Genomic DNA, 19,084 nt, shown 5'->3' on the forward strand with positions numbered 1-19,084 from the left:
CCCCACCGGAAAGGCCTTCCAGGAGGCCGGAAAAAACGGGGCCCACCCCTGTTGTTTCGGGGGGGTGTTGGGGGTTTTTGTTCAGAAAGAAAACCCCCCCCCCCCACCCCCCCACCACGGTCTAGGGTGGCCGGTCATGAGCCTGGTGACCTTCAAGGACCTGTGCGTCGACGCCGTCGACGCGGCCTCGCTGGGAGAGTTCTGGGCCCGCACCCTGGGGCTGCGGGCGGAGGCGCTGGACGACGGCGACGTCGTCCTGCGCGACCCGGGCCCCGACCCCGCGAAGGCGCGGACGATCTGGGTCAACACCGTGCCCGAGGCGAAGACGGTGAAGCACCGCGTGCACCCCGACGTGCGCGCCCGGTCGCTCGACGAGCTCCCCGACCAGCCGCGCCTCAGCGAGCCCGGTCGGTTCCACTACACGACGCTGGCCGATCCTGAGGGCGGCGAGCTCTGCGTCTTCACCGCCGACGAGGTGCCGGCCTACCGGCTCAAGGACATCGTCGTGGACTGCGCGGACTACCGGACGGTCGCCGCGTTCTGGCACGGGCTCCTGGGTGGCACGCTCACCCAGGACGACGCCATGGACTACGCCTACCTGGACGAGGGCGCGGGCGTCCCGTTCGAGTCGTTCGACTTCGTCCCCGTGCCGGAGCCGAAGACGGTCAAGAACCGCTGGCACTGGGACGTGACCCTGAACGACGGCGTCACCGTGGACGACCTCGTCGCCCGCGGCGCACGCGTGCTGCGCGCGCAGGACGACGAGATCGCCTGGACCGTCATGGGCGACCCGGAGGGCAACGAGTTCTGCGTCTTCCAGCCCTGACCCGTCCGGGCCGGGGTGCGGCTCAGGGGCGGGCGGCGAGGGCCGCGAGCACGCGGTCCACGCTGCTGCGGATGCCCCACCGCTCGGCGAGGGCGTCGAGCGCCTCGGGGTCCTTCGGGGCCCGAGGCAGCGTCGCGTCGACCTCCCCGACGGGGGCGTCGTGCGCGACCTGCACCACCGTGGGCGCGACGTCGAGGTAGGGCGCGGCGTCGAGCAGCTTCTGCCGCTGGGTCGGGGTGATCCCCTTCGCGCCGTGCTCCGCCGCGGCGCGCAACCCGGCCAGGTCGCCGAACGCGGCGAGCAGCTTGGCCGCCGTCTTCTCGCCGATGCCGGGCACGCCGGGCAGGCCGTCGGACGGGTCGCCGCGCAGGGTCGCCATGTCGGCGTACGCCTGCCCGCTGGGCACGCCGTACTTCTCCGCGAGCCTCGCCTGGTCGACGACGTCGGGGTCGCGCACGCCGCGCGCCGGGTACAGCACGCGCACGCCGGCGGCGTCGTCGACGAGCTGGAACAGGTCGCGGTCGCCGGTGACGATGTCGACGCTGGCCGGCATCACCATCCCGACGGCGCCGGCCACGGGCAGCGCGGTCGCCGCGCTGCGCGCCACCTCGCGGGTGACCAGCGTGCCGATGACGTCGTCCGCCTCGAAGCCCGGCGCGCCCACACGGGCGATGCCGAGCGCGGCCAGCACGTCGACGATCACGGGGACCTGCGGCGTGAGCGCGTCGGGCACCTCCTCGACGTCGGGCTCCCCGACGGGGGTGACCGCCGCGACCCGGTGCTCCTTGTACGACCCGATCGCCTCGACGCGGAACGCCGGCCGCCAGTCCTCGTCCCAGCACGCCACGAGCCGGTCCGGCCCGTGCTCGGTGACGAGGAACGCGATCATGTCCAGCAGGCCGCGCACCGCGTTGACGGGCTTGCCGTCGGGGGAGCGCAGCGAGTCGGGCAGGCCGAAGAAGGCGCGGAAGTACAGGCTCGCGGAGTCCAGCAGCATGAGGCTCACCGGGTCAGCGTGCCACAGGCCCCTGACCCCGAGCGCCCACGACGTCCTAGAGGAGCCGACCCACGAGGACGCCGAGGCCGATGCCGACGACGACGGCGGCCAGCGTGAGCGCCATGGTGCCGAGGGCGTTGGCCAGGGCCAGCCGGGGCCGGCCGGAGCGGGCGAGGCGGACGGTCTCGACCATCGCCGTGGAGAAGGTGGTGTACCCGCCGCAGAACCCGGTCGCCACGCCGAGGCGCCAGGGCTCGAGGTGTGCCGGGTCGCCGGCGCCGAGCAGCACGCCCGAGACGAGGCCGATGAGCAGCGACCCGGACACGTTCACCACGACCGTCGCCCAGGGGAACGCCGCGCCCGGCGTCCGCGCCCGCACCGCGCCGTCGACGACGAACCGGGCGGCGGCGCCCAGCCCACCTGCCACGGCGACGAGCAGCAGCGTCGCGGCGGCGCTCATCGCGGCCCCCTCATCTCGGCCGCCTCATCGGGACCTCCGGCGGGAGCCGAGCAGCACGCCCGCGAGGCAGGCGAGGTACCCGAGCACCAGCGTGCCGAGGGCGTACGCGAGCCCCTGCCCCACGGATCCGGAAGCGAGCAGCCGTTCCGTCTCCAGGGCGAGGGACGAGAACGTCGTGAACCCGCCCAGCACGCCCGTGCCGACGGCCAGCCGCACCCGCTGCACGGTGGGCGTCTCCGGCCCGTGGGCCGCGAGCGACTCCAGCAGCCAGCCCAGCACGAACGCACCGAGCACGTTGGCGGCGAGCGTCGCGACCGGCCACCCGTCGACGGCGGGCCACGCCTGCGCCAGCCCGAACCGGGCGGCGGTGCCGACGGCGCCGCCGGCTGCGACCAGCGCGACCAGACCAGGCCGCCGGTGGGCCGGGCGTCCGCGCGCGGGCGGGCTGCCCGCCGTCACGACGCGTCGCCCGCGTGCCGGTCGGGCAGCACGACCACCGGCCGCGGCTGGTCGTGGACGAGGTGCCCGGCGACGGTGCCGCCGACCAGGTGCGTGGCCCAGCCCCGCATCCCGGGGCGGCGCGCGCCCACCACGATCAGGGCAGCGTCATGGGCGGCGGCGATCCGAGCGAGCTCCGCGGCCGGGTCGCCGGCGGTGCGCTCGAGCCGCCAGCGCACGGGGATGTCGGCCAGGGCGGCGGCGACGGCGTCGCGCAGGCCGCCGTCGTCGGCGGGAGAGTCGGCGTCGGGGTCGACGGGCACCACGGCGCCGGACGGCTCGCGCACGGACGCCTCGTCCACGGCCACGCACACCAGCTCGGTACCGAGCGCGGCCGCCAGGTCGGCGGCCCGCCGGGGCACGCTGGGGTGGTGGTCGTGGGGCACGCCCACCAGCACCGGACCGGTCATGCCGACATCGTAGGCAGCGGGCCGGTCAGGACGTCCGGTCGAGCACCGGCAGGCCGTCGTCGTCCAGCCGCTCCTGGTCGTCGGAGCGCACCCCGAGCAGCTTCGCCATGGGCGTGCCGGTGAACCCGTACACGATCGCGGTGAGCAGCACGACGCCGAAGATCACCGGCACCAGCTGGGGGAACGGCTCGCCGGCGTCGTCGAACCGTAGCGAGAAGACGGACGCGGTCGACGCGGCGACGATGCCGCGCGGCGCCATCCAGCCGATCATCGCCCGGTCGGACCATCTCAGGTCGGTCCCGAGCGTCGAGACGGCGGCCACCACCGGGCGCAGCACCAGCACGAGCGCCGCGACGACGAGGACGGTGGGCAGCGCGTACCGGGCCAGGGCGTCCAGGTCGATCCGGGCGGACAGCACGACGAACAGCGCGCCGATGAGCAGCAGGCCGATGTGGGTGCCGAACTCGTGCAGCGGCTCGGTGCGCGCCACCCGCTGGTTCGCCAGGACGGCGCCGAGCGCGGTCGTGGCGAACAGGCCGGCCTCGTCGTGCACGCCCTCGGCCAGCGCGTAGGCCCCGAGGGCGAACGCGAACGCCAGCACGACCTCCGTCTCCTTCGGCACCTTGCCGAAGCGGATGAGCACCACGAGCAGCACGGCGGCCACCCCGCCCACCAGCAGCCCCAGACCCCCGGTCTCGAGCAGGCTGACAGGCTCGGCGTGGAGCACGACGTTCGCCACGGCGAGCGCCACCGTGGCCCCGATCGGGTCGATGAAGATGCCCTCGAAGGCGAGGACGGACTCGACGGGCTGGCGGGGCCGGATGATGGCGAGCAGCGGCCCGACGACGGTCGGCCCGGACACGATGAGGATCGCGCCGATGACGGCCGCCCGGCCCCAGGTCACGTCGAGGAACAGGTACGCGACGGCGGTGGCGCCGAGGCCGGTGACGAGGGCGCCGGTGGTCACCAGGCCGAGCACGGGCCGCCGCGCGCCACCGCGCAGGCGTCCGAAGTCCAGCTTGAGCGACTCCTCGAAGAGCAGGAGGCCGACGGCCATCGACACCAGCGGGAACAGCGCCTCGCCGAACAGCGTGTCCGGGTCGAGCCAGCCGAGGACCGGCCCGACGAGCAGCCCGAGCACGAGCAGCAGCAGGATCGACGGGACCCGCAGCGCGCGGGCGGCGACCTGTCCGGCCACCCCGACGATCACGATGAGGGCGATGCCGCCGACGAGGTCCGGACTCATGCGTTGCTCATCTCAGCTCTCACTCCTCTGCGCCGTCGCGGCGCCGGGCCTCCGCCTCGCGGGCGGCACGCTCCCCGGCCTCGAGGTTGCGCCGTCGCCGCGACGACCACACGCCCTCGCCGCGGCCGGACGGTTGGTCGGGGTCGTGCAGCAGGGTCGAGTCGACGAGCTCGTGCCGCTGCAGGTACGTGTTCCCGAGGGCCTGCACGGTCGCGAGGATCGGCAGGGCGAGGAACGCGCCGAGCGCGCCGAAGACGGCGCCGAACCCGAGGACGCCGACGAAGGACACGGCCGGGTTCATCTCCAGCGCCCGGGCGCTGACCTTCGGGGAGAAGATGAGGTTCTCCACCTGCTGGTACGCGACGATGAAGATCAGCACGGCGATCGCCTGCGGCAGCCCCTGGGCGGCGAGCGCGACCGCCACCGGCAGGGCGCCGCCGATGTACGTGCCGATGGTGGGCACGAACTGCGACACGACGCCCGTGAACACCGCCAGCGGCAGCGCGTACGGCGTCTGCACGATCAGCAGGAAGACGAACGTGAACACGCTCGACAGCGCGGCGAGCACGACGCGGGAGCTGATGAAGTCGGAGACCTTCACCTGCGTGATCTCCCACAGCGTCAGCACCTCCTGCTGGCGGTCCGGCCGCAGCCAGGCGCAGATGGCGGCGCGGAACTTGGGGCCCGCGGCCATGAGGTAGTACGTGATGAGCAGGATCGTGGTGATCGCGAACAGGACGCCCACGATGGACACGCCGATGCTGATCGCACCCGTCGCGACGTCCTGCCCCCACTGGTCCAGGGCCTGCGCGACGAGATCGTCGGAGTCGGGGACGGTGACGTCCCAGCGCGACTCGATGCCCTGCTGGATGCTCGTGTAGAGGTCGGGCAGCGACGAGACGAGCTGGATCAGCTGCTGCACGAACAGGTTGCCGAACATCGCGAACACGGCGAGCACGACGACGATCGCCCCGCCCAGCGAGACGCCCGCGGCCGCGCCGCGCCGCCACCCGTGCCGCACCAGCCACACGACGATCGGCTCGAGCGCGAGCGCGACGAAGAAGGAGATGAGCACGTTGACGGCCAGCCCGCCGAGCTGGCCGAACGCGTACGCGAGGAAGGTGGCGACGAACGCGGCCACCACGACCATCACCAGCGCGCGCGGCAGCCACCGCGGCGGGTTCTTGCTGTCGTGCTGGACGGGACGGACGGAGCTGTCGACCTCGTCGACCTCGTCGGGCTCGCCCTCAGGGTGCGGGGCGTCCGTGGTCATGCGGGAAAACGTAGCCCAGCGCGGCCCGCGGGGCGCGCTGGGCCGCAGGTCAGAGGGCGGGCAGCCGGTCGGGCAGGCCGAAACGGGGGAACCAGGTGGCCGTGTCGAGGAACGTGGTGATGCCGGTGATCCGGCCGCTGCCGTCGTCCTCCAGCACGGCGAGCCCCCACGGCGACCAGCCGCCCGTGGGGTCGCGCCGGTACTGGCCGTACGCCATCGAGCCGTTCGCCTGCACGGGCACGCAGCGCGACCCCTCGCAGCCGGAGCCGGGACCCGTCATCCAGCGGATCACCTCGGAGCGCCCGTGCACCCACATCGTGTAGGGCGGCATGTTGAGCACGGCGTCCTCGTGCAGCAGCGCCACCAGGGCGTCCATGTCGTAGCGCTCGAACGCGTCCAGGTACCGCTCGAGCAGCGTCTGGTCGATCTCGTCCCACTGCGGCTCGGGGGCGTCGGCGCCGTCGTCGCCCGCCCGGCGCAGGCCCTTGCTGCCGAGGGTGGCGCGGGCGCGCTGCAGCGCGCTGTTCACGGACGCGACGGTGGTGTCGAGGAGGGCGGCGACCTCGGCGGCCGACCAGCGCAGCACCTCGCGCAGCACCAGCACGGCGCGCTGGCGCGCGGGCAGGTGCTGCAGCGCGGCCACGAACGCGAGCCGGATGGACTCGCGCCCCACCGCGACGTCGGCCGGGTCGCCCTCGCGCGGCAGGACGGCGTCGTCGGGCACGGGCTCGAGCCAGCGGTCCTCCGCCAGGACGTCGCCGAAGTACTGCTCCTCCGCCGGCTGCGGCCCGCCCAGCCCCATGGGACGCTCGCGCCGCTTGGACGAGCCGAGGTGGTCGAAGCACACGTTGGTCGCGATGCGGTACAGCCACGACCGCAGAGACGACCGGCCCTCGAACCGGTCGTACGAGCGCCAGGCGCGCAGCAGCGTCTCCTGCACCGCGTCGTCGGCCTCGAACGCGCCGCCGAGCATGCGGTAGCAGTAGCCGGTGAGCTCGCGGCGGTACGGCTCGAGCAGGGCGCCGACGTCCTCGCCCTCGCCGTCGGACGTGGGGGAGGCGCCGGTCGCCGTCGTCCCGCGTCGGGACGGCGCGGCGGCGCGCTGGGCGGTGTGTGTCACGTCTCACACCGTACGACGTACCGCCGACACCCGGGAGGGGTGTCGCCCGGGGCGACGGCGAGGGGTCAGCGACGGTCGTCGCGCAGCACGCGCTCGACCAGGGGCACGGCGCCGGTGGCGGGCGTCGGCGGGCGTACCCGCTTGACCGTGCCGGTGAGCGGCCGGGCCGCGCGGTCGATCTCGAACCACACGGTCTTGCCCTCGACGACGCCGGAGTGCCGCCCGACGGCGTCGGAGCCGTCGTGCAGCTGGACGCCCCACCGGGACGCGAGGCGGTCGAGGAAGAGCACGCCGCGGCCCGACAGGTCCTGCGGCCGGGGGGACTGCAGCTCCGGCTCGGCCATGCTCCCGTCGCGGACGCCCACGCGCAGGCGGCGGCCGTCCACCTCGACCGTCGCCGTGATCGGTCCCTCGCCGTGCTCCAGCGCGTTGGTCAGCACCTCGCTGGTCAGCAGCATCGCGGTGCGCCGCTGCTCGTCGGACACGTCGCACGACTCGAGCACGTCGTCCACCCACCGGCGCGCCGGGCCGAGGTCGCTGAGGTCGTCGTCGGCGACGCGCCGCTCCGCCTTGGCGGGCCCGGCCGACGACGGCGGCCCGGACGGGGCGGGGACGCGCACCCGCAGCGCCAGCACGGCGACGTCGTCGCGCTGCGCGTCGCCCACGAGGCCGCGCACCAGCGCGCGCGGGACCGCGGACGTGGCCTCGCCGTGCGCGGAGCGCAGCACGGTCTCCAGGTCGGACAGCCGCTCGTCGCTCGGGACGCCGCGGCGCTCCACCAGCCCGTCCGTGTACAGCACGAGGGTGTCGCCCGGCAGGAGGCGGACGGAGCGGTCCACGCGCGGCGTGGTGGGCACCACGCCCAGCAGCAGGTCGGGGGTCTCGGACAGGCGCTCGACCCGCCCGTCGCGCCGCAGCACCATCGGCGGCGGGTGCCCGGCCACCGACCACGTGAGCGTGTACGCGCGCTCGGGCCGCTCGGCCGGCGGGACGCCCTCGAGCGCGTCCGTCGGGCACGGCGCCGGGTCGCGGTCCAGGCGCGCGACGACGGCGGTCGCCATCGCCCGCGGGCCGAGGCGCGCGTTCGCCTTGTCGAGGCGGGTCAGCAGCCCGGCCGGCGACTCGTCGTGGCTCCATGCGAGCGCCCGGAGCATCGAGCGCAGCTGGCCCATCTGCGCGGCGGCGTGCACGTCGTGGCCCGCGACGTCGCCGATCATGACGATCGCGGTGCCGTCGTCGCGCACCACCGCGTCGTACCAGTCGCCGCCCACCTGGTCGGTGCGTGCGGCGGGGGCGTAGGTGGTCGCGATGTCGAGGTGCGCCACCGTGGGCGGCGCGGTGAGCATCGACTCCTGCAGCGTGGTCGCGACCCGCCGACGCGCCTCCAGCAGCGCCACCCGCTCCAGCGCGAGCGCCACGTACCGGCTGATCGTCGACTCGAGCGCCGCGGTCTCGGCGTCGTGCTCGCGGGCCTGGTCCCACACGCAGGCGATGACGCCCACGACCATGCCGTTCGACATCACCGGCAGGAACGACCGCGCGCCCTCCGACACGGACCCCACGGGGCCCATCTCCGGGTAGGTCGCGACCATCTCCGCGTGGTCGCGGAACCGCAGGGCGGCCCGGCTGCGCACGACGTGCGTGTCGGGCCGGGGCGCGTCGAGCCGCGTGCTGCGCAGCGCGGGCTCGCCCGGGTGGTGGTGCCCCACGGTGAAGAACGACAGGTGCCGCCGGTCGGCGTCGACCAGGGCCAGCGACACCCAGCGGGCGCCCGTGCCGGTGCCGATGACGTGCGCGATGGCGTCCTCGACCTCGTCCAGCGTGGTGACGCGCGCGAACCGCTCCGACAGCCCGAGCAGGAACCGCGACCGGCGGTGCGCGCGGAACGCGACCTGCTCGGCCAGCCGCGCCCGCTCCCGCTCGGCGCGCAGCCGCAGCTCGCCCGACGCCGCGGCGGACAGGTCGGCGAGGGTGGCGAGGTCCGTCTCGGTCCAGGTGCGCGGCACGGACGACACCGCCCACAGCGCGCCCACCACGTGGCCACGGGCGTCCTCGATCGGGTACCCGGCGTACGCGGCGAGCACGAGGTCGCCGATCCTGTGCCGGCCACCCACCCGCGGGTCGTCGTCGGCGTCGCCCACGACGAGCGGCGTGCGGGTGCGCGCGACGATCGCCGTCAGGGGCCGAGGGAGCACGAGGCGGCGGCTGCGCTGCGCGTCCTCGGGGAAGCCGACCGCGCCCGGCAGCGTCTTGACGTCGCCCTCGTCGGTGAGCATGACGACGGCGGCCGCGGGCACGCCGAGCTGTCGGTGCACGAGCCGCGCGATGCGGTCGAACACCTCGTCTGCGACGGGCTCACCGTTGGCCGGGCCGGGCGGCGGGCCGGGCACGCGGTCGGACGCGGGACCGGGCACGCGGCCGGGCGACGGGCCGGACAGGGAGCCGACAGCCTGGGCTTCCGGCACGGGCCCAGTATGGACCTCGATCGGTCAGACGCCGATCAGCCCGCGCCGGTGCGCGACGGCGACCGCCTCCGCCCGCCCCGACACGCCCAGCTTCGCGAGCAGGTTCGACACGTGCACGCTGACCGTCTTCGTGGAGATGTACAGCCGCTCGCCGATCTGCCGGTTGCTCAGCCCCTGCGCGACGAGCACCAGCACCTCCTCCTCGCGCTCCGTGAGGACGGACGACGTGCGCCGGGCGCCGGGCAGCGGCACGCGGGCGCGGCGGCCCCACGCGTGGATGGCCTCGGCGAGGGGCGCGGCGCCCATGGCGACGGCCTCGCCGAGCGCCTCGGCCGCCTCGACCTCGGCCGCCGGCACGTCGCCGGACGCCCGCAGCGCCTGCGCCCACCGGAACCGGGACCGGGCCACCTCGTAGCGGTAGCCGAAGTCGAACTCCTTGACGGTCGCCTCCCACAGCCCGGGGTCGGCCGGGGCGTCGGTGAGCGCGGTCCGCAGCCGGGAGTGCTCCGCCGCCGCACGGCTCAGCCACGCCCGGCCCTCGGGACCGAGGCGGCCGCCGCGGGGGCGCCCGCGTCGCGCGGTCTCCTGCGCGACGGCGAGGAGGGCGTCGCCGCGGTCGAGCAGCCCCTGGGCGGCGTCGGCGGCGTGGGGGCCGCCCTCCGCGTCGTCCGCGAGCGCCGCCAGCGCCAGCGCGGACAGCCAGATGCGGCCGAGGAAGAACTCGGACCAGGTGGCGCCGACGTGTGCCGCGACCTCCTCCGCCGTCGAGACGGCCTCGTCGTACCGGCCGGCCCAGGTCAGCGCGTCGGCCAGCAGGCCGCCCGCGACGAGCGCGATCTGTCCGTCCACGCCCCAGGACGGGCGCAGCGCCTCGGCGGCAGCGACGGCGTCGCCGCCCTCGCGGGCGGTCGCGGCGTAGAGGCGGCCGCTGTCGAGGTAGACGAGGGCGGGCGCGGGCGCGCCGTCGGGGATGGGCTGGTCGGAGAGGTCGCCGGCGAAGTACGACACCAGCAGCGCGAGGTCCAGCAGCTGCACCCCGTACACGCCCCAGATGACGCCCGTGGCGCGGCCGCGCTCGATCGCCGCCTCCAGGACGCGCTCGGCCTCCTCGAGGTGCCCCGCGTAGAAGTGCGTGGTGGCGAGGCCGTACCAGCAGCGCATCTCGGTGCGCAGGTCGCCGGCGACGACGGCGCGCTCGCGGGCGCGGTCGACGAGCTCCGCCGCGGTGTCCGGGGTGCCGACCTCCAGCACGGCGAGCGTGGTCAGGGCGTCGGCCTCCGCGCCGGGGGCGTCCGCGCGGCGGGCGACGTCGACGGTCTGCCGGGCGAACACGCCGGCCTCGTCGTCGCGGTCCACGGTGAGCAGGACGCGCGAGTGCACGGCGAGGGTCCACGCGAGCTCGGGCGTGGCGTCGGCGTCGGCGACCTCGGGGAACGGCCCCGAGACGCCGGCCTCGGTGGCGCCCGGGAGCAGCACGTCGAGGGCGCCGGAGGACTGGGCGAGGGCGTCGTCGAGGGACTCGAGGTCGAGGACGTACCGCACGAGCACGTGGCGCAGCCGGGCCTGCCTGTCGGGGTCGCCGGACAGACCCTCCACGGCGCGCCGGGCGAGCTGCTCCGCGCGCATCGGCAGCCCGGCGGAGCTGGCCGCCGCCGCGGTCCCGAGGGCCAGCGCCACGCGGTCCTCGCCCAAGAGCTCCGCGGCGTCCGGCACCGACTCCCAGAGGGACAGGACCTGCTCCAGGTGCCGCAGCTCCTCGGCGGGGGCGAGCAGCTCGGCCGCGCTGCGGGCCGCCTCGCGGGACGCGACGAGTGCCGCCGTCAGGTCGTGGCCCTGCAGGGCGTGGTGCGCGCGCTTGGCGGCGGAGCCGAGCGCCGGCTCGGCGCACAGCGCCTCGAGGTACGCGCGATGCATGGTGGTGCGCTCGCCCGGCAGCAGGTCGAGCACGAGCGCCTCGGCCACGAGCGCGTGCCGGAAGGCGACGTGCTGGCCCTCCACCCCCAGCACCTGCTGGGCCACTGCCTCGCGCAGTGCGGCGTCGGCGGCGCCGGGGGCGTCGAGCCCGGGCAGGCGCGGCGCCGCCGCGCGCAGCAGCGACTCGTCCACCTGCCGGCCGGCGACCGCCGCGAGCCGCACGAGCTGCTGCACGGCGGGGTCCAGCCGCTGCAGCCGCGTGTGCAGCACGTCCGCGAGCGACCAGGGCAGGCCCACGCTCGAGGGCCCGGCGTCGAGCAGCTCCTCGGCGAAGAACGCGTTGCCGTCCGACCGGCTGCGCACGGCGTCGAACTCGGCGTCGTCGAGGGGCTCTCCGCGGGTGGCGGTGGTGAACTCGCGCAGCTCGTCGGGCGTGAAGGGGGACAGCTCCACGTGCTGCACCGGGCGCTGGCGGTGCAGCTCCGCGATGACGGGGCGCAAGGGGTGGCGCCGGTGCACGTCGTCGCTGCGGTACGTGGCGACCACCAGCAGGTGCTCCGAGCGCATCCGCGCGACGACGAACCGCAGCACGTCGCGGGTGGACTCGTCCGCCCAGTGCAGGTCCTCGAGGACGAGGACCAGGGGGGAGCCCGCGTGCCCGGCCGCCGCGAGGCTGCCCGCGACGCCGTCGAGCAGCTGCAGCCGCTCCGCGTGGTCGGTGCCGGAGCCGCTGGCGGGGTCGAGCAGGCGGGTCAGGGCGGGCCGCTCGGCGATCACCTCGCCCACGGCCGGGACCGTCCGCAGCTGTCCCAGAGCCTCGGTGAACGGCAGGTACGGGATGCCGACGTCGCCCAGGTCCACGCAGTGCGCGACGACGACGCGTGCGCCGGCGTCGCGCGCGGTGTCCGCGAGGTGCGTCACCAGGCGCGTCTTGCCCACCCCGGCGTCGCCGCCGAGCAGCAGGACGCCGGGCTCGCCCTCCGCGGCGCGCTCCAGCGCACCGCGGAAGGCGGTGACCTCCTCCTGGCGGGCGATCAGGGGCACCTCGCTGGAACGTCGCACGAGGTGATCGTCCCACCGGCCGCCCACACCCGCCGCAGGTTTTCCGTGCTCGCCGACCCGCTCCGCGGCCGCCTCGACCGCGGTGCGGGCCCCCGTGCCGCCCACGGTCAGGCGGCCCGGCGTCCCGCGCCGTCCTGCGGGCGCAGCGCGTCCAGCCCGTGGGCGATCTGGTCCGCCCGGCGGGTCACCTGGAGGTCCCAGGCGCGGGCGTCGGTGCGGGCCGCGACGGCGTCGAGCGTCGAGCCGAGGCGCTGCACCGCCTCGCGGTCCACCGCCCGCGACCGTGCCCGGCGGGCCAGGTCCCGGACCGCCCGGCCCACCGTGCGCACCCACGCCGGCGTCCCGCGCTGGTAGGTCTCGGCCATCCGCTCGCGCCGGTAGTCCAGCTCGGCCAGGACGGCCAGGTCCCGCGACGTCATCTGGTTCATGTCCTCGTCCCCTCACCGGCCGGGGTCCCCGGCCTTCGTGCCGGCCACCGCCGGCTCTCCGATCTCGTGGTGACCACGTTCGTCCTGAGGCCCCCGGCGGGGGATCGGGCAACTGCCCCGTCTTCGCCGTCGGAGGTACCTCAGACGGCGTGGCGACCAGGGCCTTCGCCCGTCTGAGGTACCCCCAGGGCAGGGTTGCGGCGTGCCGGGGCCGGTCCCGGACCCGCCTTCGCCCGCGCCAGCCGTTGCGACCTGGGTCACAGCGGTCGCACACTGGGGAGACCGGACCTATACGGGGGTGGACTCGTGGCTGGATCTGTTGCAGGCGCTTTCGACGCGCTGCCGATGCTCGGGCGTGGCAAGCACCGCAACCCCAAGAAGGGCGCGTGCTTCATGGAGCTGGCCTCGTTCCTGGCCGGTGAACGGTGGAGCGACCATCCGCAGTGCACGCACCCGCTCCTCGCGATGCTGGCCCGTGCCGTGAACGACCTGACCTCCGACGGGAACCGGCCGCAGCTCGGGCCGCTCATCCCGTCCGTCATCGGGCTGACCAGCGGCGACCCGCGCTGGGACGTGCGGATCGCGCTGCGTGCCGCGCAGACGGCGCTGCCCGTCGCGCCCGCCGACCGGCAGCAGACGCTGGCCGTCGCCATCATCGGTGCGGAGCGCATGCTCGACGCCCTGGACGGTCGACCCGAGGGGACCCTCGACCCCGCCAGCGCCGACGCGCTCGCCGCGTCGCCGAAGACGGCCGAGTGGGCCTACCGGTTCTGCGAGGGCACCCGCGTGCGGCCCAAGCGCTTCGTGCGCGACGCCGCGCCGTCCGTGGTCTCTACCGCGGTGCAGGGCATCAGCGAGGCGTTCGTGCCGGACACGGACGCCCGGCTGCGCGGCCTGCTCGCCGCCACGATCGAGGACGCCCGGCGCTGGGCCGGCCACACCGACGAGGACCGCCCGGCGCTCGTCGAGGAGCAGTGGGCCCCGGTGGTGAAGACGGTCCCGTCCGCCTGACCCGTGCCGAGGTAGCACCCCCGGCGCCGAGGTAGTACGCGTCGCGCCGAGGTAGTACGCGTCGCGCCGAGGTAGTACGCGTCGCGCCGAGGTAGTACGCGTCGCGCCGAGGTAGTACGCGTCGCGCCGAGGTAGTGCGCGTCGCGCCGAGGTAGTACGCGTCGCGCCGAGGTAGTACGCGGGCGCCTCTGGTAGACCGGAGCCGTGACCGACAACCCCCTGGAGCAGCTCACCCTCGACGACCTGCGCCGTCGTACGTCCGTGAAGTGGCGCGCCTACCCGCCGGACGTGCTCCCCCTGTTCGTCGCCGAGATGGACACGCCCGTCGCCCCGCCCGTCGTCGACGCGGTCCGTGCCGCGCTCGCCCTCGGCGACACGGGGTACGACGTCGGCACCACGTACGCCGAGGCGCTCGGGCCGTTCGCGCGGGAGCGGTGGGGCTGGGCGCCCGACGTCGCGTCCAGCCGCACGATGCCGGACGTCATGGTCGCGATCGTCGAGGTGCTGCGCGTCCTCACCGCCCCCGGCGACGCCGTCGTCGTCACGCCGCCCGTGTACCCGCCGTTCTACGGCTTCCCCGGCAACGAGGGGCGGCAGGTCGTGGAGGCGCCGCTGGACGCCGACCTGCGGTTCGACCTGGGCACGCTCGAGGCCGCGTTCGCGCGCGTCACGGGCGCTGCCGCCCACGGCACGGGGCCCGGCTCCGGCCGGCGCGCCGTGCTGCTGCTCTGCAACCCGCACAACCCCACCGGCACCGTGCACACCCGCGCGGAGCTCGAGGCGGTGCTGGCGCTCGCCGACCGGTACGGGGTGCGGGTGGTGGCCGACGAGATCCACGCCCCCTTCACGTTCGAGCGCGTGGCCGCCGGCGTGCCCGCGTTCGTGCCGCTGCTCTCCGTGGCGGGGTCCGAGAGCGCGATCGTCGTGCAGTCGGCGTCGAAGGCCTTCCACCTCGCCGGGCTGCGGGCGGCGGTCGCGCTCGGCGGGTCGGACGCCGCCGACGACCTGCGCCGGATCCCCGAGGAGGCTGGCCACGCCGTCAACCACCTCGCGGTGCTGGCGCACGCGGCGGCCTACCGCGAGGGCGGGCCGTGGCTGGACGCCCTCCTCGCCGGCGTGCGCGTGAACCGCGGGATGCTCGCGCGCCTGCTCGCGGAGCACGCGCCCGCCGTGCGGCTCCAGCCCGCCGACGCCACCTACCTCGCCTGGCTCGACCTGCGCGCGGCCCTGCCCGGCGGGGTCCCCGCCGCCGACGCCGCCGCGTTCGTCCTGGAGCGCGGCCGCCTCGCCCTCGAGGACGGCGTGCGCTTCGGCGCCGGCGGCGCCGGGTGGCTGCGGCTCAACCTCGCGACGTCCACGGCGGTGCTCACCGAGGCCGTCGAGCGCCTCGGCCGCGCCCTCGCCGCGCCGGTGTAGCACGGACCTGCCGAGGCGGTCCCGTGCCCCAGGCTCTGTACTACCTCGGCGCGGTCCGTACTACCTCGGCGCGGTCCGTACTACCTCGGCACGGTCCGTACTTGCCCGCGACGGTCAGGACGCCCGCCAGGGTGCCCGCCACGGCAGCGTCACGAAATCTATGCGGGACCGTGACCACGACACGGGGGAACATGCCGACACGGTTGCCAGGGAGCCGATAATCTCGCCAAGGTGCGCCGCCGACACCGCCTCGCCCTCGCCGTCCTGCTGACCCCTGTCGTCGGGGTGTCCCTGGTGGCGTGCACCGGGACCGACACGCCGTCCGCCGAGCCCACCGCCGCGGCGCTCGCGACCGCGCTCCAGGCGGGCGACGTGAAGGACCTGCCGCTGCAGGCGCCCGGCTCCGTCGACGTGCAGACGCAGCTCAGCCAGGTGCTGGAGCCGCTCGTGGACGCCTCGGGCGAGCGCGAGCACACGGTGACGGTGGCCGACGTCGGCAAGCCGGTCACGAAGGACGGCTCGACGACGGCGGTGGCCACGCTGGACTGGTCGTGGCCGGTGGGCCGCGACGTCACGTGGAAGTACAGCACCGACGTCGACCTCGCCTACACGCCGCCGGAGAGCGGCGACGGTGAGGGGGCCTGGCGCGCGGTGTGGCGGCCGGACGTGCTGGTGCCCGACCTGGAGCCGGGCGAGCGGCTGACGGTCAAGACCCTCGACGCGGACCGCGGCGACCTGCTCGACGGCGACGGGAAGCCGATGGTGACCGAGCGGGGCGTGTGGCACATCGGGGTGGACAAGACGGCGGTCGAGGGGCTCGGCCAGGAGTCCGCGGCGCGCGACCTCGCGCAGCTCGTGGGCCTCGAGCCGAACGAGTTCTTCGCGCGCGTCGACGCGGCCGGGGAGAAGGCGTTCGTCGAGGCGATCACGATCCGCCAGAAGAACCCGGGCGTGGACTTCACGGTGGAGGACGCGCAGGACATCATCGGCGTGCGGGCGGTCGAGGACTCCCTCGAGCTCGGTCCGACGAGCACCTTCGCGTCGCCGATCCTGGGCCGGGTCGGCGAGGCGACCAAGGAGGTCATCGAGGAATCGGACGGCGCGGTGCAGGCCGGCGACGTGGTGGGCCTGTCGGGGGTGCAGCGCGCCTACGACGACCAGCTCACCGGCTCTCCGGGCGTCCTCGTGAGCGTGGTCCCGGCCGGCGACGGCGACGTGGGGCTGGACGGCGAGCCGGAGGAGGACGAGAACGAGGGCCGGGAGCTGTACCGCGTGGACGCCGTCGACGGCACGCCCGTGGCCACCACCCTCGACCAGCACCTCCAGAAGCTCGCGGAGAACGTGCTCGACGACGTCGACCCGGCCAGCGCGATCGTCGCGATCCGGCCGTCGGACGGCGAGGTGCTCGCCGCGGCGAGCGGGCCGGGCAGCGAGGGCTGGTCCACCGCGACGCTCGGGCAGTACCCGCCGGGGTCGACGTTCAAGGTGGTGGACGCCCTCGCGATGCAGCGGGCGGGGATCACCCCGGACACGAAGGTCGCCTGCCCGGAGCACCTCACCGTGGACGGCCGGACGTTCGGCAACGTGCCCGGCTACCCGGCGTCGGCGACCGGGGAGGTGCCGCTGCGCACGGCGTTCGCGCACTCGTGCAACACGGCGATGATCGGGCAGCGCGACAAGGTGGCGCAGGCGGACCTGGCGACCGCGGCGTCCGACCTCGGGCTGGTCGACGACGAGGTGGCGTCGCCCGTGCTGGGCGTGCCCGCGTTCCTCGGCGCCGTGCCCGCGAAGGCGGACGGCACCGAGCACGCGGCGTCGATGATCGGCCAGGGCAAGGTGCAGGCGTCGCCGCTGGGGATGGCGACGGTCGCCGCGAGCGTCGCCGCCGGTCACCGGGTGCAGCCCGTGCTGGTGCGCGACGAGACGGGCGACGAGAAGGAGGCCTCCTCCTCGCCGTCGACCGACGAGGAGGCGTCGGAGAAGGCCCCGAAGAAGCCCTCGACGCCGGGGGTGGCGGACGACGAGGCGGCGGTGCTGCGCGACCTGATGCACGGCGTCGTCACCGAGGGCAGCGGGGACATGCTGCAGGGCGTGCCCGGCATCGTCGGCGCCAAGACCGGCACCGCGCAGTACGGCGACGGGTCGAAGCAGCACGTGTGGATGCTCGCGATCGTCGACGACCTCGCGGTCGCCGTCTTCGTGGAGGACGGCCACCGCGGGTCGGACACCGCCGGCCCGCTCATGAAGGACTTCCTGGCGGGCCTGTGACCGGTCAGGCGCCGTGCTTGTGCGGCACGCCTGCCACGAGCCCGCCGTCGACGACGAACTCGGAGCCGGTGGAGTAGCTGGACTCGTCGCTCGCCAGGAAGACGATGGTCTGGGAGACCTCCTCGGGCCGTGCGCCGCGGCCGAGCGGGATGAGCAGGTCGCCCGCGTCGATGCCGGCGGTCATCGGCGTCTCGATGAACCCGGGGTGCACGGAGTTCACCCGCACGCCGTGCGGCCCGAGCTCGAGCGCGACCGACTTGGTGAGCCCGCGGACGCCGAACTTGGAGGCCACGTAGCCGTGCAGGCCGCGGCTCCCGCGGAGCCCTTCGACGGACGAGATGTTGATGATCGAGCCGGAGCCGGCCCTGACCATGATCGGCGAGACGGCACGGATCCCCAGGAACACCCCCGTGAGGTTGATGTCGATGATCCGGCGCCAGGCGTCGGTGTCGAACTCGGTGATGGGGCCGCCGTTCGCGATGCCCGCGTTGTTCACGAGGACGTCGATCCGGCCGAACTCGTCCAGCGTGTACGCGACGGCCTTCGCCCAGTCGTCCTCGCTGGTGACGTCGAGGTGCACGTAGCGGGCGACGTCGGTGCGGTCGCCGCCCAGCTCCGCGGCGAGGGCCTCGCCCTTCGCGTCGTCGAGGTCGGCGACGACGACCTTGGCGCCCTCGGCGGCCAGCGCGCGGGCGTGGGTGACGCCCATCCCGCCGGTCCCGCCGGTGACGATCGCGACCTTGTTGTGGACGCGGCTTCCTGTGCTGACGGCCATGTCGGCCCTCCTTCGTGGTTCTGCTGTGGTGCGCGCACCGGGTGGGTGCACCTGCCCGCCTGGGACGCGACGGTCCCGGGACGGAGGGGACGTCAGGGGGACGGCGTGGTCCACCAGGCGGGCAGGGCGTCGTGGGCGACGCGCGGGAAGAACCCGGGGTCGCGGGGCGGGGGAGTACTGAGCCAGACCTCGAGGGCGCCGACGGTGCCGAGCCCGACGTACGTCGCGAACGCGCGCGCGTAGCGGTCGACCTGGTCGGCGGGGGTGCCCGGGGCCAGGGGCATGAGGCCGGGGTGGGCGCGCAGGTGGTCGGTGAGGGTGCCGGCCACGTGATCGGCGAGCAGGCGCGCCAGCGGGGCGCTGAGGCCACCCTCGAGGGCCCGCTCGTACACGGGCAGGTGCGCCTCGACGTGGGCCTGCAGCGCGCCGGTGTACCGGGCGACGACCTGCTCGGCGTCGCCGTGGGTGGCGTGACCGGCGACCTGCCGCACGGCGGCGTCGAACTCCGCGCGGATGCGGTCGAGCTCGGCGCCGAGGACGCGGGCCAGCAGGTCGGCGGGGCTGGCGGCGTGGTCGTAGAACGTGGCCCGGTTGATGCCCGCGCGGGCGGCGACGGCGGACGCGGTGAGGGCGGCGACGTCCTGCTCCGCGGCCAGCTCGAGGACGGCGGCGCGCAGCGCCTCGGCGGTCCGCTCGACCCGCTTGTCCACGTCCGTCACCTCCCGACGCCTTCGACGGTACGCCGGGGAAACCAGTAAAGCAACAGGTGTCGTCTAACTCGCCTGCGGGTGCGGGGTCGCCCGGCGCGGCAGTCTCTGCTCGGTGGGGCAAGTCCCAGTGCCCCCCCCAACAACAAACGCCGCCACCAAAGTGCCGTCAAACACACAACCACCCCCAACACCCCAACACAACGCC

At 75.2% G+C, this 19,084-nt stretch carries 16 protein-coding genes; 4 read left to right on the plus strand and 12 right to left on the minus strand.

The window, feature by feature from the left end; translation table 11 throughout:
* Positions 1-136 precede the first annotated feature (136 nt).
* On the plus strand, positions 137-826 hold the full coding sequence (locus ACFCZN_RS00555) for a VOC family protein (protein WP_429763118.1): 690 nt from the start codon (positions 137-139) through the stop codon (positions 824-826).
* A gap of 22 nt (positions 827-848) precedes the next feature.
* Here the strand turns inward: ACFCZN_RS00555 and ACFCZN_RS00560 are convergent, their stop codons facing one another.
* The 10 genes from ACFCZN_RS00560 to ACFCZN_RS00605 form a co-directional block, all read right to left on the minus strand.
* Complete coding sequence (locus ACFCZN_RS00560; protein WP_429763221.1) at positions 849-1,823, minus strand: 5'-3' exonuclease; 975 nt, start codon at positions 1,821-1,823, stop codon at positions 849-851.
* A 55-nt stretch (positions 1,824-1,878) separates the two neighbouring features.
* Positions 1,879-2,283, minus strand: coding sequence for a fluoride efflux transporter FluC (locus tag ACFCZN_RS00565; protein ID WP_430555477.1), 405 nt, complete (start codon positions 2,281-2,283; stop codon positions 1,879-1,881).
* A 24-nt stretch (positions 2,284-2,307) separates the two neighbouring features.
* Positions 2,308-2,742, minus strand: coding sequence for a fluoride efflux transporter FluC (locus ACFCZN_RS00570; protein WP_429763120.1), 435 nt, complete (start codon positions 2,740-2,742; stop codon positions 2,308-2,310).
* Positions 2,739-3,191, minus strand: coding sequence for a universal stress protein (locus ACFCZN_RS00575; protein WP_430555478.1), 453 nt, complete (start codon positions 3,189-3,191; stop codon positions 2,739-2,741). The genes ACFCZN_RS00570 and ACFCZN_RS00575 overlap by 4 nt, the downstream gene beginning before the upstream one ends.
* 25 nt (positions 3,192-3,216) lie before the next feature.
* Positions 3,217-4,437 (minus strand): cation:proton antiporter, encoded by a 1,221-nt coding sequence (locus ACFCZN_RS00580; protein WP_430555479.1) that lies wholly within the window; start codon positions 4,435-4,437, stop codon positions 3,217-3,219.
* A gap of 19 nt (positions 4,438-4,456) precedes the next feature.
* Positions 4,457-5,710: an AI-2E family transporter gene (locus ACFCZN_RS00585; protein WP_430555480.1), complete on the minus strand. Its 1,254-nt coding sequence runs from the start codon at positions 5,708-5,710 to the stop codon at positions 4,457-4,459.
* Between the two features lie 49 nt (positions 5,711-5,759).
* Positions 5,760-6,830 carry a sigma-70 family RNA polymerase sigma factor gene (locus ACFCZN_RS00590; RefSeq protein WP_429763124.1) on the minus strand — a complete coding sequence of 357 codons (1,071 nt, stop codon included), beginning with the start codon at positions 6,828-6,830 and terminating at the stop codon, positions 5,760-5,762.
* 65 nt (positions 6,831-6,895) lie between these two features.
* On the minus strand, positions 6,896-9,295 hold the full coding sequence (locus ACFCZN_RS00595) for a SpoIIE family protein phosphatase (RefSeq protein ID WP_430555481.1): 2,400 nt from the start codon (positions 9,293-9,295) through the stop codon (positions 6,896-6,898).
* Between the two features lie 24 nt (positions 9,296-9,319).
* Positions 9,320-12,271 (minus strand): helix-turn-helix transcriptional regulator, encoded by a 2,952-nt coding sequence (locus tag ACFCZN_RS00600; protein ID WP_429763126.1) that lies wholly within the window; start codon positions 12,269-12,271, stop codon positions 9,320-9,322.
* A gap of 107 nt (positions 12,272-12,378) precedes the next feature.
* Positions 12,379-12,699, minus strand: a complete 321-nt coding sequence (locus ACFCZN_RS00605) for a hypothetical protein (RefSeq protein ID WP_430555482.1) — start codon at positions 12,697-12,699, stop codon at positions 12,379-12,381.
* A gap of 345 nt (positions 12,700-13,044) precedes the next feature.
* On the opposite strand from ACFCZN_RS00605, the gene ACFCZN_RS00610 reads away from it, so the two are divergent.
* From ACFCZN_RS00610 to ACFCZN_RS00620, 3 genes are all read left to right on the plus strand, one after another.
* Positions 13,045-13,710, plus strand: coding sequence for a hypothetical protein (locus tag ACFCZN_RS00610; protein WP_430555483.1), 666 nt, complete (start codon positions 13,045-13,047; stop codon positions 13,708-13,710).
* A 204-nt stretch (positions 13,711-13,914) separates the two neighbouring features.
* Positions 13,915-15,126: a MalY/PatB family protein gene (locus ACFCZN_RS00615; RefSeq protein ID WP_430555484.1), complete on the plus strand. Its 1,212-nt coding sequence runs from the start codon at positions 13,915-13,917 to the stop codon at positions 15,124-15,126.
* Between the two features lie 231 nt (positions 15,127-15,357).
* Positions 15,358-17,394: a penicillin-binding transpeptidase domain-containing protein gene (locus ACFCZN_RS00620; RefSeq protein ID WP_430555485.1), complete on the plus strand. Its 2,037-nt coding sequence runs from the start codon at positions 15,358-15,360 to the stop codon at positions 17,392-17,394.
* A 4-nt stretch (positions 17,395-17,398) separates the two neighbouring features.
* Here the strand turns inward: ACFCZN_RS00620 and ACFCZN_RS00625 are convergent, their stop codons facing one another.
* Both ACFCZN_RS00625 and ACFCZN_RS00630 read right to left on the minus strand, forming a co-directional pair.
* A complete protein-coding gene (locus ACFCZN_RS00625; RefSeq protein WP_430555486.1) occupies positions 17,399-18,169 on the minus strand; it encodes a glucose 1-dehydrogenase in 771 nt (256 codons plus the stop codon).
* 92 nt (positions 18,170-18,261) lie between these two features.
* The gene (locus tag ACFCZN_RS00630; RefSeq protein WP_430555487.1) at positions 18,262-18,888 is read right to left on the minus strand and encodes a TetR/AcrR family transcriptional regulator; all 627 of its coding nucleotides are present in this window, start codon (positions 18,886-18,888) and stop codon (positions 18,262-18,264) included.
* Positions 18,889-19,084 lie beyond the last annotated feature (196 nt).

The sequence above is a fragment of the Isoptericola sp. NPDC056134 genome (assembly GCF_042264825.1).
Lineage (GTDB): Bacteria > Actinomycetota > Actinomycetes > Actinomycetales > Cellulomonadaceae > Isoptericola > Isoptericola nanjingensis.